Origin of the sequence: Thermocatellispora tengchongensis, assembly GCF_014202315.1 — a bacterium.
GTDB lineage: Bacteria > Actinomycetota > Actinomycetes > Streptosporangiales > Streptosporangiaceae > Thermocatellispora > Thermocatellispora tengchongensis.
Window position 1 is genome coordinate 47600 of the sequence record NZ_JACHGN010000001.1, and the last position, 15344, is coordinate 62943.

The 15344-nt window shown below is 72.9% G+C and carries 11 protein-coding genes; 9 read left to right on the forward strand and 2 right to left on the reverse strand.

What is annotated here, in order from left to right; translation table 11 throughout:
- The first annotated feature begins 129 nt into the window (after window positions 1-129).
- The 3 genes from HNP84_RS00200 to HNP84_RS00210 are packed head-to-tail and all read left to right on the forward strand — an operon-like array spanning window position 130 to window position 3054.
- Window positions 130-888 carry a hypothetical protein gene (locus tag HNP84_RS00200; protein ID WP_185047266.1) on the forward strand — a complete coding sequence of 253 codons (759 nt, stop codon included), beginning with the start codon at window positions 130-132 and terminating at the stop codon, window positions 886-888.
- A 45-nt stretch (window positions 889-933) separates the two neighbouring features.
- The gene (locus HNP84_RS00205) at window positions 934-2415 is read left to right on the forward strand and encodes an amidohydrolase family protein (RefSeq protein ID WP_185047267.1); all 1482 of its coding nucleotides are present in this window, start codon (window positions 934-936) and stop codon (window positions 2413-2415) included.
- 36 nt (window positions 2416-2451) lie between these two features.
- A complete protein-coding gene (locus HNP84_RS00210; RefSeq protein ID WP_185047268.1) occupies window positions 2452-3054 on the forward strand; it encodes a Chromate resistance protein ChrB in 603 nt (200 codons plus the stop codon).
- Window positions 3055-3083: 29 nt separating this feature from the next.
- Here HNP84_RS00210 and HNP84_RS00215 read toward each other — a convergent pair whose 3' ends face one another.
- On the reverse strand, window positions 3084-3632 hold the full coding sequence (locus HNP84_RS00215) for a flavoprotein (protein ID WP_312923216.1): 549 nt from the start codon (window positions 3630-3632) through the stop codon (window positions 3084-3086).
- Window positions 3633-4118: 486 nt separating this feature from the next.
- Complete coding sequence (locus tag HNP84_RS52420) at window positions 4119-4259, reverse strand: hypothetical protein (RefSeq protein ID WP_246517689.1); 141 nt, start codon at window positions 4257-4259, stop codon at window positions 4119-4121.
- A gap of 253 nt (window positions 4260-4512) precedes the next feature.
- Here HNP84_RS52420 and HNP84_RS00225 point away from each other — a divergent pair, with 253 nt between their 5' ends.
- From HNP84_RS00225 to HNP84_RS00250, 6 genes are all read left to right on the forward strand, one after another.
- On the forward strand, window positions 4513-5112 hold the full coding sequence (locus HNP84_RS00225) for a hypothetical protein (RefSeq protein ID WP_185047270.1): 600 nt from the start codon (window positions 4513-4515) through the stop codon (window positions 5110-5112).
- Window positions 5113-5125: 13 nt separating this feature from the next.
- Window positions 5126-7189, forward strand: coding sequence for a flotillin family protein (locus HNP84_RS00230; RefSeq protein WP_185047271.1), 2064 nt, complete (start codon window positions 5126-5128; stop codon window positions 7187-7189).
- Window positions 7190-7191: 2 nt separating this feature from the next.
- Window positions 7192-12060 (forward strand): DNA repair ATPase, encoded by a 4869-nt coding sequence (locus tag HNP84_RS00235; protein ID WP_312923219.1) that lies wholly within the window; start codon window positions 7192-7194, stop codon window positions 12058-12060.
- 179 nt (window positions 12061-12239) lie between these two features.
- Window positions 12240-12788 (forward strand): helix-turn-helix domain-containing protein, encoded by a 549-nt coding sequence (locus HNP84_RS00240; protein WP_185047273.1) that lies wholly within the window; start codon window positions 12240-12242, stop codon window positions 12786-12788.
- Between the two features lie 5 nt (window positions 12789-12793).
- The gene (locus HNP84_RS00245; RefSeq protein ID WP_185047274.1) at window positions 12794-13909 is read left to right on the forward strand and encodes a retropepsin-like aspartic protease; all 1116 of its coding nucleotides are present in this window, start codon (window positions 12794-12796) and stop codon (window positions 13907-13909) included.
- Between the two features lie 153 nt (window positions 13910-14062).
- The gene (locus tag HNP84_RS00250; RefSeq protein ID WP_185047275.1) at window positions 14063-15343 is read left to right on the forward strand and encodes a PP2C family protein-serine/threonine phosphatase; all 1281 of its coding nucleotides are present in this window, start codon (window positions 14063-14065) and stop codon (window positions 15341-15343) included.
- The last annotated feature ends 1 nt before the right edge of the window (window position 15344 follow it).

Genomic DNA, 15344 nt, shown 5'->3' on the forward strand with positions numbered 1-15344 from the left:
TCAAACGATATAGGGCCTTCCGTCAAGTGACGGCTCGGTGAAGGATGACGGATCGTCGGCGACACCGCAGCCGCCGGCGACAGTGAAGGTCGCCGGTCAGCGCCGGGGACGGACGAGGGGAGAGATCCTGTGCCGAACGGGGTGCGGCATGTCGTAGGGGTGATCGTCGGGGTGATCGCCCTTCCCACCGTTTACTACGGCCTGACCATCGGGACCGACGAACTGGCGCGCGGCCTGCTGAACGACGCCGAGACGCCGCGCCTGATCTCCGTGCTGTTCCTGGTGGCCACCGGCGTGGCCCTGGCGCTGCTCACCTCGTGGCAGTGGCTGTCGGGCCTCGCGCCCCTGCTGGCCGGGCTCCCGCTCCTCGGGCTCGGCGCGCTGTGGGCCTTCCAGCCCAGGATCGCCCTGGATATCGGCACCATCCTGCAACTCCCGGGCCAGCCGCGCTTCGGCAGCACGGCGGGCGCGTCGGGCCTCTACCTCGTGGCCGGCGTCCTGCTGCTGTTCGCGGCGATCTTCCCGAGCCGGTGGCGCGCCCGCGAGCGGCACATCCCGGCGCACGCGCAGACGCCGGGGCAGCACGCCCGCGACCCGTTCGCCCCCGCCTCCTCCTTCGAGCCCGCACGGCCCTTCGAGCCCGCACGGCCGTTCGAGGCGCCCAGGCCGTTCGAGCCGCCCGCCCCGGCCTCCCCGGCGGCGTCCACGCCTACGTCCACGCCGTCGTCCGCACCTTCGTCCGCGCCGTCGTCCACGCCCTCTTCCGAACAGCCGGAGAAGCAGGAAGGCGCGGGCTCGCTGTTCCAGCCCAACCCGAACAACACCGGTTCCATGCCGACCATCCCCGCGCCACTGCCCAAGCGGCGCCCCCAGCCGCCGCCGTCCTAGCCGCCGCGCGGTTAGGATCGCCGCGTACAGGCGAAGGGAGGGCCCATGGCGGACCACCACGACCTGGTGCTGACCGGCGGCCGGGTCCTCGACCCCGAGACCGGCCTCGACGCCGTCGCCGACGTCGGCGTCACCGGCGGTGTCATCACCGCGGTCTCGCGCACGCCCGGCGCGCTGCGCGGGCGCGACGTGCTCGACGTGACCGGGCTGGCGGTCGCGCCCGGCTGGATCGACCTGCACAGCCACGCCCAGACCGTCGCCGGGCACCGGCTCCAGGCCATGGACGGCGTGACCACCGCGCTCGAACTCGAAGCCGGCGCGACCCCGGTCGCCGAGGCGTACGCGCGGGCCGCCGCCGAGGGCCGTCCGATCAACTACGGCTTCTCCGCCTCCTGGGCCCAGGCCCGCATGGCCGCCGTCGGCGGCATCCCGCCCGGCGGCGGCATCGCCGCGACGCTCGCCCACATCGGCGACCCGCGCTGGCAGGCCCCCGCCACCGGCCGCGCCCTGGACGACCTGCTCGGCCTGCTCCGCCGCGACCTCGCCGACGGGGCGCTCGGCATCGGCGTGCTCATGGGCTACGCGCCCGGGGTCGATCCGGCCGAGTACGTCGCGGTGGCCGCGCTGGCCGCCGAGGCGGGCGTCCCCACGTACACGCACGCCCGCGACCTGGTCGAACGCGAACCCGCCACCCTGATCGACGGCGCCGAGGAGCTCACCCGCACCGCCGCCGCCACCGGCGCGCACATGCACTACTGCCACGTCAACAGCACCTCCACCCGCCACATCGACAAGGTCCTGGCGCTGGTGGACAAGGTCCGCGCCGAGGGCGCGAAGGTGAGCACCGAGGCGTACCCGTACGGAGCCGGCATGACCGGCATCGGGGCGAACTTCCTCGCCCCGGAGCGCCTGCCCGCCCTGGGCATCACCCCCGACGCGATCGTCTACGCCCTCACCGGCGAACGCGTGGCCGACGCCGCCCGCCTGGCCGAGATCCGGGCCACCGACCCCGGCGGCCTGGCCATCATCCACACCCTCGATGAGGACGACCCCGCCGACCTCGCCTACCTGGACCGCGCCCTGCTCGCGAACACCACCGTGATCGGCTCCGACGCCATGCCGCTCACCTGGACCGGCACCGCCCAGCCCGACCCGCTGGCCTGGCCCCTGCCGCCCGCCGCCATCACCCACCCGCGCGCCGCGGGCACGTTCTCCAAGGTGCTGCGCCGCTACGTCCGCGAGACGGGCGCCCTGACCCTGCTGGACGCCGTGGCCCGGTGCAGCCTCCTCCCGGCCCGGGTCCTGGAGCAGGCGGTCCCCGCCATGCGCCGCAAGGGCCGGGTCCAGGAGGGCTGCGACGCCGACCTCGCGGTCTTCGACCCGCAGACGGTCAGCGACCAGGCGACGTACGCCCACAGCACCCGCCCGTCCACCGGCTACCGCCACGTCCTGGTGGCCGGCCGGTTCGTCGTCAAGGACGCCGAACTCCAGCAGGGCGCGTACCCCGGCCGCCCGATCCGCCGCTGACGGATAATGGTGGGCAGCCTCACCTAAGGAGCCCGCATGAGCCCGACCGCGCGCCGAGAGCCCGGCCCGGTCCCCTCCGCGGCGCCGCCGCGCGCCTGGCTGCTGCTGATCTACAAGGTCCCCTCGGAGCCGTCACGCATCCGCGTCGCCGTGTGGCGGGAGCTCAAGCGCCTGGGCGGCCTCTACCTCCAGCAGGCGGTGTGCGTCTTCCCCGAACTCGGCACCATCACCGGCGACCTGGCCCAGATCCGCCAGCGCATCCAGTCACTCGACGGCACGTCCTACTACTTCACCGTCCCCTCCGGCGACGCCGAACAGGACGCCACGCTGATCCAGAGCTTCCAGGACATGGCGGCCAAGGAGTACGCCGAGATCGTCGAGGAATGCCAGACGAAGTTCGTCAAGGAGATCGAGTTCGAGCGCTTCCGCGACAACTACACCTTCGAAGAGGCCGAGGAGATCCGCCAGGACCTGGAGAAGATCCGCCGCTGGTTCGACCGGGTGATCGCCCGCGACTGGTTCGGCGGCCCGGGCCGCGCCGAGTGCGAACAGTGGCTCGCCACCTGCGAAACCCTCCTCGAAGAATTCGAGAACGACGTCTACGACCGAACCGGCGGCACCGGCCGCGCCGAAAAGTAACCCGCACGAACTCGTCACCGTCCCGCCCGTCAATCGCCGATCGACTCGGTGAGCGCCCGGAGGGCCAGATCCCACGGGTAGGTCCGGCCCCGCTCGGCCTCCTCGCCCGGTCCGGGAGGCTCGAAGCGGCCGGGGCCGAGCAGCACCGGCACGCCCTCGGCACGCAGGGCGGCCACGCTGCGCCGGAACGGCTCGCGGGAGGCCAGGGCGGCGCTGACGAACGGCAGGATCACCACGGGAATGCCCAGCCCGGGAGCCTCGGCCAGCAACCCCAGCGCGTACGTGTCGGCGATGCCCTGGGCCATCTTGTTGATCGTGTTGTAGGTGGCCGGGGCCACGATGATGGCATCGGGCCGCGGCGGCTTGGGCTCGCTGGGCTTGCGGTACCGGCTGCGCACGGGACGGCCGGTCTGCTTCTCCAGCGCCGCGACGTCGATGAAGTCCACGGCGTTGGGGGTGGCCACGATCTGCACCGTCCACCCCTCGTCCTGGGCCGGGCCGACGAGACGACCGACATCCCCGGCGGGCCCGGCCGCGCACACGATGACGTACAGGACCTTGCCGGTGTGTCTGGTCACGCGGCCCAGGATGCCACGGCCGAGCCACGTCACCGCCGGGGGCCGGGCGCTCATTCGGCGGGCGGGTGGCAGGTCGTGCCGGGCGGGGGCAGGCGCAGGGTGGTGAGGTAGCCAGCGAAGCCCATGCCGTCCAGGCAGCGCATCCAGGTGCTGGTCCGCACCGGCCGGGCCGCGAACTCAGGCCCGCGCCCTTTTCCCTATCGCCATTTCGGAGATTTGAATCGCCTTCCGCCCGAACCTCGCGACAGGCAATGCGATCCATCCCATTTACGCCGTCCCTTTCGCGTTGAGGACCTGAGGGACTTTCGTCAGCCGACCGTGCGGAGCGGGTCGAGCCGGACGGTGAGCCGCACGTGGAGGGCCTGGGCGACGCGTTCCGGCATCGGGATCGTCGGCAGGGCGCGCCGGATTCGAGCCGCGCCACCGCCGGTTGCCGGAGGCCCGAGCGTTCGGCCGACCGTGCCTGGGTCAGGCGAGCTCCTCGCGTCACCGGTGCACCGCCTCGGCCAGGTCGAACCGGAAATCGGCGGCGTCGTGGGCGGCACCCGCGCTGCGACGGCTCATGATCTCGGCGCGCCTGCCCGGCCACACCCTGCGCTCACCCCCGGTCACGGTCAGGGATGGCACGAACGGGATAGGGCGCACAGGTCGGCGGCCGACCGTGTGCGGCCACCGGGTCGCGTCCGGCCGGCCGGGGGAGCGGCTTCGGGCTGGGGGTGGCCGATGGCTTTAACGGGGCGTATAGCGGAAAAGTTCCGTGAATGTCATCACTCTTGCGGGCGTTGTATATCCGTCTATAGGTGGATATATTCCTCGCACTACCAAAGGGCGTCTCGGGGGACAGAGCAGCCCGTAGGGTAGCGGGGAGGACATACTGTTCATGGGGGACTTTCTCGGCGTCGCGCTGGGGTTTCCCACCGTGCTTTTCAGCTTTCTGCTGCTGGTCGTCGTCGGGTTCTGGGTGGCCGTGCTGCTCGGCGGGGCCGATCTCGACCTGCTGGACTCCGACGGGGGCGTGGGGCCGGCCGCGGGGCTCGGGCTGGGCGGGGTGCCCGCCACGGTGGCGGTCTCGTTGCTGGTCGCGTTCGGGTGGTTCATCAGCCTGGCGGGGGCGGCGCTGCTGGAGGGGACGGCGGCGCGGGCAGGGGTGCTCGTGGTGGCCCTCGGGGGCGCGTGGGGGCTGGCCCGGCTGGCCGTGCTGCCGCTGCGACGGGTGTTCGAAGAGGAGGCGGCGCCCTCGCGGGCGGACTTCGTCGGGCGCATGTGCGTGGTCAGGACGGGGTCGGTGACGGCGGACTTCGGGCAGGCCGAGGTGACCGCCGAAGACGGGGCCACCGCGCTGGTCCAGGTGCGGCTGCTGGGCGAAGAGAGACTGACGGCCGGTGACACGGCCCTGATCTACGAGTACGACGCGGACGGCGAGTTCTTCTGGGTCATGCCGTACGACGCCGCGCTTGACCCAGACAAAGTCATCAAATAGGGGACAGAAGCATATGGACGTGATCTCCACGGGGTTCGGGATTCTGCTCGCCGTCGTCCTTCTCGTCGTCATCGGGCTGCTCATCGTGGTCAGCCGGCTGTTCCGCAAGGTCGAGCAGGGCAAGGCGCTGATCGTCTCGAAGGTCAACAAGGTGGACGTCACCTTCACCGGCAAGATCGTGCTCCCGGTGATCCACAAGGCCGAGGTCATGGACATCTCGGTGAAGACCATCGAGATCGAGCGGACCGGCCATGAAGGGCTGATCTGCCGCGACAACATCCGGGCCGACATCCGGATCACCTTCTTCGTCCGCGTCAACAAGACGGTCGAGGACGTGATCAAGGTGGCGCAGGCCATCGGCACGGCCCGGGCCAGTGACCAGGAGACCCTTCAGGAGCTGTTCAACGCCAAGTTCTCCGAGGCGCTGAAGACCGTCGGCAAGCAGCTCGACTTCGTCGATCTCTACACCAAGCGCGACGAGTTCCGCGACCAGATCATCCGGGTGATCGGCACCGACCTCAACGGCTACAGCCTGGAGGACGCGGCGATCGACTTCCTGGAGCAGACCCCGATGTCGCAGCTCGACCCGGCGAACATCCTCGACGCCCAGGGCATCCGGAAGATCACCGAGCTGACGGCGTCCGAGAACGTGCGCACCAACGAGTACCGGCGGCAGGAGGAGAAGGAGATCACGCGCCAGAACGTGGACGCGCGTGAGGCGATCCTGGAGCTGGAGCGGCGGCAGGCCGACGCGGAGATCAAGCAGAAGCGCGAGATCGAGACCATGAAGGCCCGCGAGGAGGCCGAGATCGCCCGGGTGCAGGCGGAGGAGCGGCTGAAGGCGCAGACGGCCGCGATCCGCACCGACGAGCAGATCGGCATCCAGCACGAGAACCGGGCCCGGGAGATCGCGGTCGCGGAGAAGAACCGCGAGCGGGTGATCGCGATCGAGACCGAGCGGATCGAGAAGGACCGCATGCTGGAGGTCATCGCCAGGGAGCGGGAGACCGAGCTGTCCAGGATCGCCAAGGACAAGGAGGTCGAGGGCGAGAAGCGGTCGATCGCCGAGGTGGTCCGGGAGCGGATCGCGGTGGAGAAGACCGTGGCCGAGCAGGAGGAGAACATCAAGCGGCTGCGCGTGGTCGAGGAGGCCGAGCGCACCCGCCAGGCCGTGGTCATCCAGGCCGAGGCCGAGGCGCAGGAGAACCTGGTCAAGGACATCAAGGCGGCCGAGGCCGCCGAGGCGGCGGCCAAGCACCGGGCGCGCGAGGAACTGGTGCTCGCCGAGGCGCGGCAGCAGGCCGCGGAGCTGGACGCCCGCGCCAAGATCAGGCTCGCGGAGGGCTTGCAGGCCGAGGCGGCGGCGGCGGGCCTGGCCGAGGTCCAGGTGCGCGAGCGGAACGCGGCGGCGATCGAGCGCGTGGGCCGCGCCGAGGCCGCCGTGGAGCGGGAGAAGGCGGTGGCGGCGGCCGACGCCGTGCGCGAGAAGCTGAAGGCCGAGGCCGAGGGCCTGGGCGAGAAGCTGAAGGCCGAGGCCGAGGGCCTGGCCGAGAAGGCGACCGCGATGGCCGCGCTGGACGAGGCCACGCGCCACCACGAGGAGTACCGCCTGCGCCTGGAGGCCGAGAAGGAGATCAGGCTGGCCGACATCAACGTGCGCCGCGAGGTCGCCGAGGCGCAGGCCACCGTGCTGGCCACGGGCCTGGAGAAGGCCAACATCGACATCGTGGGCGGCGACAACGTCTTCTTCGACCGGCTGGTCAACTCGATCACGGCCGGCAAGAGCGTGGACGGGTTCGTGCAGCACTCGGACGTCGCCGGCGCGCTGGCGGAGCCGTACCTGAACGGGAGCGCGAGCCTGTCCGCGGACCTGGCGCGGGTGCTCGGCGCGGTGGACACGGCCGGCGTGCGCGACCTCACCCTGTCCGCGCTGCTGCTGAAGCTGATCAAGGCGGGCGGCCCGGACGAGGACCGCATGCGGCAGCTCCTTGAGACCGCGCAGCACCTCGGCGTGGCCGAGACGCCGGTCGCCGCCCTGTCCGCCGCCGCCCCCGCCGTGCCCGCTTCGGTCAGGTGACGGTGACGGAGCTGGACGCCGGAACGTACGAGGTCCTGCGGGCGCGGCTCGCCGAGCAGTCGGCCGAGCTGGCCCGCCGGGCCGAGGCGCTGAACGCGCGCAGGATCGAGACGTTCGGGGGCGCCGAGCTGCGGCTCGTCGGCACCGAGCGCATCCGCACCGGCAACAACTGCGTCCCCCGCGACATCGTCTCGGTGGGCGGGCTGATGCTGTTCGGCTACAACGTGTTCATCGGGCTGCGGCCCGAGACGACGGTCGGCGACGTGTTCTCGCTGCACGCCTTCACCCGCGACGGCGAGGCGTTCCGGTTCGAGGACGTGGCCGAGGACGGGCTGCCGGGCCTGCTGGACGACCCGGGGTTCCGCAAGGACTTCGCCGAGCTGTACCGGTACTACCGCGACACCCGGCTGATGCAGTTGCGGCGGCTGGACAGCACCCTGCTCGCGGTGTTCCAGACCGCCCCGCCCGAGCAGGCGGGGCCGCAGGACATCCGGGTGCTGCGGTGGCGGGTCAACGCGGACGGCGCGGTGTCGTACCTGGACAACCGGGGCGAACGCGACCACGTGTTCCCGCCCGCGCACGACTTCGAGTGGACCGAGACCACCCGCGACGATCACGTCCTGGGACGGCACCCGCACATCTCGATCCAGGGCGAGGTGTTCGTCGAGACGATCGGCGGCGACCTCACCATCAAGATCGAGGACAACACGGAGACCGGGCAGGGGATCTACCGCGAGCCGGTGGCGGAGCCGCTGCAAAGCCTCGCCGACGCCGACGTGCACTACGCCCGGATCGGGCCGCTGATCCTGCTGCGGGTGCGCCCGTACAAGGAGACCGAGTGGCGGCACCTGGTGTTCAACACCAGGACCACGACCGTCACCCGGCTCGACGGGATCGGCCGGGCGTGCCTGCGGCTGCCGGAGGACCAGGGGATCATCTTCCCGGGCGGCTACTACCTGGCCACCGGCGTCACCAAGACCTTCGACACCGACGTGGCCGGCCTGGAGTTCGAGCGGGTGATCCGCTCGGCCAACGGCGAGGACGTCATGTACGTCTTCCACGCCCGCGCCGAGGGACGCTCGCTGCTGCTGCCGTACAACGTGATCCGCAAGCAGGTCACCACGCCGATCCCGTGCCACGGGTACTCGCTGTTCGACGACGGCACGTTGGTGGTGTTCCGGGCGGAGTCGGACGAGCCGTCACGGGTGCACCCGATGCAGGTGTGGCAGACCCCGTTCCAGTCCGACCTGTACGCCGCCGCCCAGCCCGCCGGCACGGGCCCGCTGGAGCGGATCGGCAACGCCGAGCTGGTGCGGGGGATCTCCGACTGCCTGTCGATCGCCCGGATGACCGAGGAGATGGAGCCCTCGGCTCCGGTCTACGAGGGCCTGATCGCCGCCTGCGTACGGGCGTTCGACGCCTACCACTGGCTGGGCGAGCACGACCTGCGCGCCCCGCTCGCCGAGGTGCGGGCGACGGCCGAGCAGGTGCTGGAGGAGTTCGAGAAGGTCCAGGCCCTGACCGCGCAGGCGACCGCGGCCGTGGACGAGGCCGCCGCCGAGATCGGCGCGCTGATGCGGCACACGCGCGGCGACGCCCCGCGTACGGCGGACGCCTGGGTGGCCGCGCTGGCCGGGCTGCGCCGCGCCCAGGGGCGGCTGGTCACGCTGCGCGAGATGCGTTACGCCGACCTCGCCCGCATCGACGCGCTCGCCGCCGAACTGGAGTCGGAGGCGGCCGAGGCGGGCCGGCGCGCGGTGGAGTTCCTGCGCGGCCCCGACGCGTTCACCGGCTACCACGCCGAGGTGGACGGCCTGCTCGCCGAGGCGGAGCGCATCGGCGCCGCCGCCGAGGCCGAGCCCGTACGACAGCGGCTGGCCGCGCAGGTCGAGGGCCTGGAGGTGGTGACCGAGGTCGTCGGCACGCTGGAGATCGCCGACGCCACCGTACGGACGGGCATCCTGGAGCGGGTCGGCGAGGTGCTGGCCGGGCTGAACCGGGCCAGGGCCACGCTGGAGGCCCGCCGCGCCGAGCTGCTGGCGGCCGAGGGCCGGGCCGGGTTCGCGGCGGAGTTCGCGCTGGTCGGGCAGGCCGTCAGCGGCGCGCTGGCCATGGCCGACACCCCGGAGCGGTGCGACGAGCAGCTCGGCAGGCTGCTGCTGCAGATCGAGGGCCTGGAGTCCCGCTACGGCGAGTTCGAGGAGTTCCTGACCGAGCTGACCGCCAAGCGCGAGGACGTCTACGAGGCGTTCTCCTCGCGCAAGCAGGCGCTGCTCGACGAGCGCGCCCGCCGCGCGGGCCGCCTGGCGGAGTCGGCGGAGCGCATCCTCGGCGCGGTCGAGCGGCGCGTGGCGACGTTCGCCTCCCTGGAGGAGATCAACACCTACTTCGCCGCCGACCCGATGGTGGCCAAACTGCGCTCGGTGGCCGCCGACCTGCGCGAGCTGGGCGACCAGGTGCGGGCCGAGGAGCTGGAGGGCCGGGTCAAGGCGGCCAGGCAGGAGGCCGGGCGGGCGCTGCGCGACCGGCTCGACCTGTACGCCGAGGGCGGCGAGACGATCCGGCTCGGCCGGCACCGGTTCGCGGTCAACACCCAGCCGATCGATCTGACGCTGGTCCCGCACGGCGACGGCATGGCGTACGCGGTGACCGGCACCGACTTCCGGGCCCCGGTCACCGACCCGGACTTCGCCGCGACCCGCCCGTTCTGGAACCAGCTCGTGGTGTCGGAGTCGGAGGAGGTCTACCGCGGCGAGCACCTGGCCGCCGCGATCCTGGCCGAGGGCCCGCCGGAGGCGCTGCACGAGGCGGCCGTGACCGACGGCGGGCTGCTCGCCCTGGTGCGCGAGCGCGCCGCGGCCCGCTACGACGAGGGTTACGAGCGCGGCGTGCACGACCACGACGCCGCCGCGATCCTGGACGCGCTGCTGCGCCTGCACGCGGGCGCGGGCCTGCTGCGATACCCGCCCGCCGACCGGGCCGCCGCCCAGCTCTTCTGGGCCTTCGGCGCCGGCCCCGGCGCGCGTGCGTCGTGGGCCACCCGGGCGGCCTCGCTCGCCCGCGCCAGGGCCGCCTTCGGCCCCTCCCCCGCGATCGAGGACCTGCACCGGGAGCTGGCCCAGGCGATCGGCGCGTTCACCGCGCCGCTGGAGCTGGACGCCCCGCTGGCGGGCGAGTACCTGTTCGAGGAGCTGGCCGCGGCCCCGGAGGGCTTCGTCACCGGGGCCGGGGCGCGCTCGCTGGTGGAACGGTTCCGGGCGGCGCTGGGCGCGGCGCGTACCGAGGAGTTCGACAAGGACCTGCGCGCGCTCGGCGACGACCTCGCCACCCGGCACCAGCTCGCCCGCGCCTGGCTCGGCTCGTTCGAGCCCGGGTCGGCGGAGCTGGAGGAGGCCGCGGCGATCCTGCTGTGCGGCCCCGAGCCGCCCCGGTACGACTCCTCGGCCGCGCTGACGGCCACGGTCGAGGGCCTGCTCGGCGCGCACCCGCAGATCGCGGAGCGGCGGCTGGAGATCCGGCTGGACGAGTTCCTGGCCAGGACGCGCCGGTTCCGCACGGAGCGGGCGCCGGCGTACCGGGAGTACCACCGGCGGCGTACGGCGCTGGTCGCGGCGGAGCGGGAGCGGCTGCGGCTGGAGGAGTACCGGCCGAAGGTGATGAGCGCCTTCGTGCGCAACCGCCTGCTCGACGAGGTGTACCTGCCGCTGATCGGCGACAACCTGGCCAAGCAGCTCGGCGCGGCCGGCGACGCCAAGCGCACCGACCAGATGGGCCTGCTGCTGCTCATCTCGCCGCCCGGCTACGGCAAGACGACCCTGATGGAGTACGTCGCGAGCCGGCTCGGCCTGGTGTTCGTCAAGGTCAACGGCCCCGCGCTGGGCCACGGGGTGACGTCGGTGGACCCAGCCGAGGCGCCGAACGCGACCGCGCGCCAGGAGGTCGAGAAGATCGACTTCGCCCTGGAGATGGGCAACAACGTCCTGCTCTACCTGGACGACATCCAGCACACCTCGCCCGAGCTGCTGCAGAAGTTCATCTCGCTGTGCGACGCCCAGCGCCGTATGGAGGGCGTGTGGCGGGGCCGCACCCGCACCTACGACCTGCGCGGCAAGCGGTTCGCGGTGTGCATGGCCGGCAACCCGTACACCGAGGCCGGGCAGCGGTTCCGGGTGCCCGACATGCTGGCCAACCGCGCCGACGTGTGGAACCTGGGCGACGTGCTGTCGGGCCGGGACGAGCTGTTCGCGCTCAGCTACATCGAGAACGCGCTCACCTCCAACCCGGTGCTCGCCCCGCTCTCCACCCGCGACCGCGCCGACGTGGAGCTCCTGGTACGCCTGGCGCGCGGCGACGCCGGCGTACGACCGGACCGGCTGTCCCACCCGTACTCCTCGGTGGAACTGGACCAGATCCTCTCGGTGCTGCGCAAGCTGCTGAAGGTGCAGCAGGTGGTGCTGGCCAACAACCAGGCGTACATCGCCAGCGCCGCCCAGTCGGACGCCACCCGCCCCGAGCCCCGCTTCCAGCTCCAGGGCTCCTATCGCAACATGAACAAGCTCGCCGAGCGCATCGTCCCGGTGATGAACGACGCCGAGCTGGAGGCGCTGATCGACGATCACTACCTGGGCGAGGCCCAGACCCTCACCACCGGCGCCGAGGCCAACCTGCTCAAACTCGCCGAGCTGCGCGGCCGGCTCACCCCCGAGCAGGCGGATCGCTGGGCCGAGATCAAGGCCGCCCACCTGCGCACCCAGTCGCTCGGCGGCCCCGAGGACGACCCCACCACCCGCACCGTCGCCGCCCTGGCGGTCCTGGCCGACCGTGCCGCCGCCATCGAATCCGCCATCACCCGGGCCACCTCCGCCTCCTAGCGGCCCGTTCTGGCCAGGGCGGTGAGCCGCACGCCGCCGTCCTGGCGAAAGGGATGGAAGGGCCGCCTTCGGATTCCGTCCCGCACAGGCAGCGCCACGCGGACCCGCACGACCACCGCTTGACCCTGGCACATCACGCTAACTACGTTATTCCGTAATTTCGGAACTACGGAGGCTTGATGAACGAGGAACGATTAGCGGAACTTGAGCGCCGGGTGGCCCGCCTGGAGGCCGCGCTGACGGGCGCCGGGCAGGACCGGCGGCCTCCCGAGGCGTCGCCGTCATCACTGGACCTGCTCCGGCGCTTCGAGGCGGCGGCCGAGGAGGAGACGGGCGAGAGCGCCGGCACCATCGCGTACGTCGGGGCCGCGCTGCTCGACGGCGACCGGCACCTGTGGGCGAGTGAGCACCGCGTGGCCGACCTGATGGCGGCCGACTGGGGGCCCGCCGCCGCGCTGCTGGAGGCCATGGGCAGCCCGGCGCGGCTGGCCCTGCTCGCGGCGCTGGTGCGGGGGCCGCGGACCCGGGCGTACCTGCAGGAGGCCCTGGGCGGGGAGACCACGAGCGGCCACCTCTACCACCACCTGCGGGAGTTGCAGCGTACGGGGCTGATCGCGCAGCGGCGGCGCGGGGAGTACCAGGTCGTCTCCCGCGCGGTGGTCCCGATCCTGGCCGCCCTGGCCGCCGCCCTCGACCTCGGCGTCGCCCCCACGGCCCAGGAGGAGTAGATCCCATGCGCACGCACCCCGCGTGGGCCGCGTGGGCCCGCGGCGACATCGACGAGGCCGCCCGCCTGGCGGCCGAGCACGGCCACGACCGGGTGCTCGTGCTCACCGACCTCGTACGCGGCCGGTACGAGCCCGCCCTGGCCCGCTACGCCGCCAAGCCCCGGCGCGACCTGGCCGAGCCGATCGCGCACGCCCTGCTGCACCTCCGCCGCACCGATGAGGCGCACGACCTGGCCCGCCGCCTGCTCGGCGACCGCCGCACACCGCCCGATCTGGCGCTCCGCCGCGCCCGCCCCCTGACCGTGGCGGCGTCCGGCACGGTCACACTGCCCTTCTGCGACCACCCACTGGCCCCCTACCTCCCCGCCGTCGCCGGACAGATCGAGGGCCGGCGCACGCCGATCCACCTGGACACCGGCGGCACGTTCCTGGTCATGGGCCTGGAGCGGGCGGAATCGCTGGGCATCGCCTCGGTCCCCAACGGCCGGCACGCCCACGGCGTCACGCGTACGCCCGCCCGCTTCGGCATCGCCCGCGAACTCGTGCTCGGCGACGTCAGGCTGACGAACGTGCCGGTGGACATCCTGCCCACCTTCACCGGTGTCCAGGACCTGGTGATCATGGGCACCAACCTGCTGCAATGCTTCCTGGCCACGATCGACCACCCGGCGAGCCGCCTGATCCTCGCCCCGCGCGGCACCCCGCCCCCGCCCGGCCTCCGCATCCCGTTCTACCTATGGGGCGATCACTACATGTTCGCCCGCGGCGGCTACGGCGAACGCCGCGACCTCACCTTCTTCATCGACTCCGGGCTGGTCATGGTGCACCAGGCCGACGACGGGCCACCGCGGCAGGCGTGCGCGTACGCGACCCGGCGCCAGTACCGGGTGGCGTGGGGCATCCCGCGCCACCGCGCCGCGACCGCGTTCCACGAGGCCGAACACCCCGTCAGGCTCGGCCCCCTGGAACAGCCCGGCCACCTCCTGGCCACCACCCCCACCCGCCGGACCCCCTGGTCCTCCTTCGGCGGCGTGCGCATCCACGGCCTGCTCTCCCACGCCTTCCTGAGCCGTTACGCCTGGACGCTGGATTTCGACCGGCACGAGTACACCTTCGGCTGACATGATCGGCCATTTGAACATGAGGCGATGGCAACGGTGGCGGTCGCCGCCCTGGCGGTCCTGGCCGACCGCGCCGCCGCCATCGAGACCCGCCACCTCCCAGTGACTCCCCGCCTTGACATACCGTGAAGTGACGCCAAGGGGGGAGGCCGGATGGCGGGAGCCCAGGCCGAGCGGAACCGGATCGATTTCCTGGTGGAGATCGGCTTCCGGCTGTCGGCCGCGCTCAACGTACGGCGGTGCGCGTACGCGGCGGCGCGGCTGGCGACCACGTATCTGGCCGAGGTCGCGGCCGTGGCCCTGGGGCCGGACGAGCGGCACCGGGTGCGGTGGGTGCGCACCGTGGCGGGGCGCGACGACGCCGAGGAGGGCGAGGTCGCCGGCCGCGCCGCGGTCGCGGTGCCGGGGCTCGGCGAGTCGCCGGGCGACCTGCCGGGGTCGGCGCGCCGGCTGAAGCCGGACGAGGTGCCGGAGTGGCTGCTCCCGCCCGCGCTCGCCGCCGGCCGGCAGGTGCTGGTGGTCACGCTGTCCGGCCCCGCCGCCCCCTGCGGGGCGCTCTTCCTCGTCCGGCACGGCCCGGACGATGACCCCGACGCGGAACCGCTGGCCCGCGCCCTGGCCGAACGCGCCGGTGCCGCCATCTGCGCCGCCAGGCTGTACGAGGAGCAGTGCGCGATCAACGACGCCCTGGCCGCCGACCTGCTCCCGTCGCCCCTGCCCGAGTTTGAGGGGGTGGACCTGGCCGGCTCGCTGCGCGCCTCCCAGCAGGCGGGCCGGCTCGGCGGCGACTTCTACGACGTCCACCTCCCCCCGGCCGGCGGCGCGCCGGAGCCGACGCTGGCGGTGCTCGGCGACGTGTGCGGCAAGGGCGTGCAGGCGGCCGCGCTCGCCGGACGTGTACGCCACAGCCTGCGCGCGCTGCTGCTCCTGGAGCGGCGCCCCGAGCGGCTGGCCGACCTGCTCAACCGGACCCTGCTCGACTCGCCCACCCCCTATTCGCACGTCACGCTGGTCCTGGCCGCGCTGAGCCGGGCCCCCGACGGGCACGTGCGGCTCGGCCTCGCGGTGGCCGGGCACCCGCCGCCGCTCATCCTGCGCCGCGACCGCTCGGTGGAGGAGGTCTCCTCCACCGGCTGCATGCTCGGCGTCCTGCCCGACATCGGCGTACGCACCGTGCCCGCCGACCTCGCGCCCGGCGAGGTGTGCCTGCTCTACAGCGACGGCGTGACCGAGGCGTTCGGCGGCCCGGCCGGTCACGAGATGTACGGCGACGACCGGCTCAAGACCGCCCTCGCCTCCTGCGCCGGAATGCCGGCCGCCGCGGTGGTGGCGCGGCTGGAGCAGCTCGGCAGCGAATGGCTGGCCGGCGGCGAGCACGACGACCGGGCGCTGCTGGCCATCCGGTGTCCCCTCCCCTCCGCGCCATGGACCTGAA

What these genes read in the sequence shown, in the direction of transcription:
- HNP84_RS00205 (WP_185047267.1), top strand. Translation starts at nt 934, where the DNA reads ATGGCGGACCACCACGACCTGGTGCTGACCGGCGGCCGGGTCCTCGAC.
- HNP84_RS00225 (WP_185047270.1), top strand. Translation starts at nt 4,513, where the DNA reads ATGGGGGACTTTCTCGGCGTCGCGCTGGGGTTTCCCACCGTGCTTTTC.
- HNP84_RS00230 (WP_185047271.1), top strand. Translation starts at nt 5,126, where the DNA reads ATGGACGTGATCTCCACGGGGTTCGGGATTCTGCTCGCCGTCGTCCTT.
- HNP84_RS00245 (WP_185047274.1), top strand. Translation starts at nt 12,794, where the DNA reads ATGCGCACGCACCCCGCGTGGGCCGCGTGGGCCCGCGGCGACATCGAC.
- HNP84_RS00250 (WP_185047275.1), top strand. Translation starts at nt 14,063, where the DNA reads ATGGCGGGAGCCCAGGCCGAGCGGAACCGGATCGATTTCCTGGTGGAG.
- HNP84_RS00240 (WP_185047273.1), top strand. Translation starts at nt 12,240, where the DNA reads ATGAACGAGGAACGATTAGCGGAACTTGAGCGCCGGGTGGCCCGCCTG.
- HNP84_RS00210 (WP_185047268.1), top strand. Translation starts at nt 2,452, where the DNA reads ATGAGCCCGACCGCGCGCCGAGAGCCCGGCCCGGTCCCCTCCGCGGCG.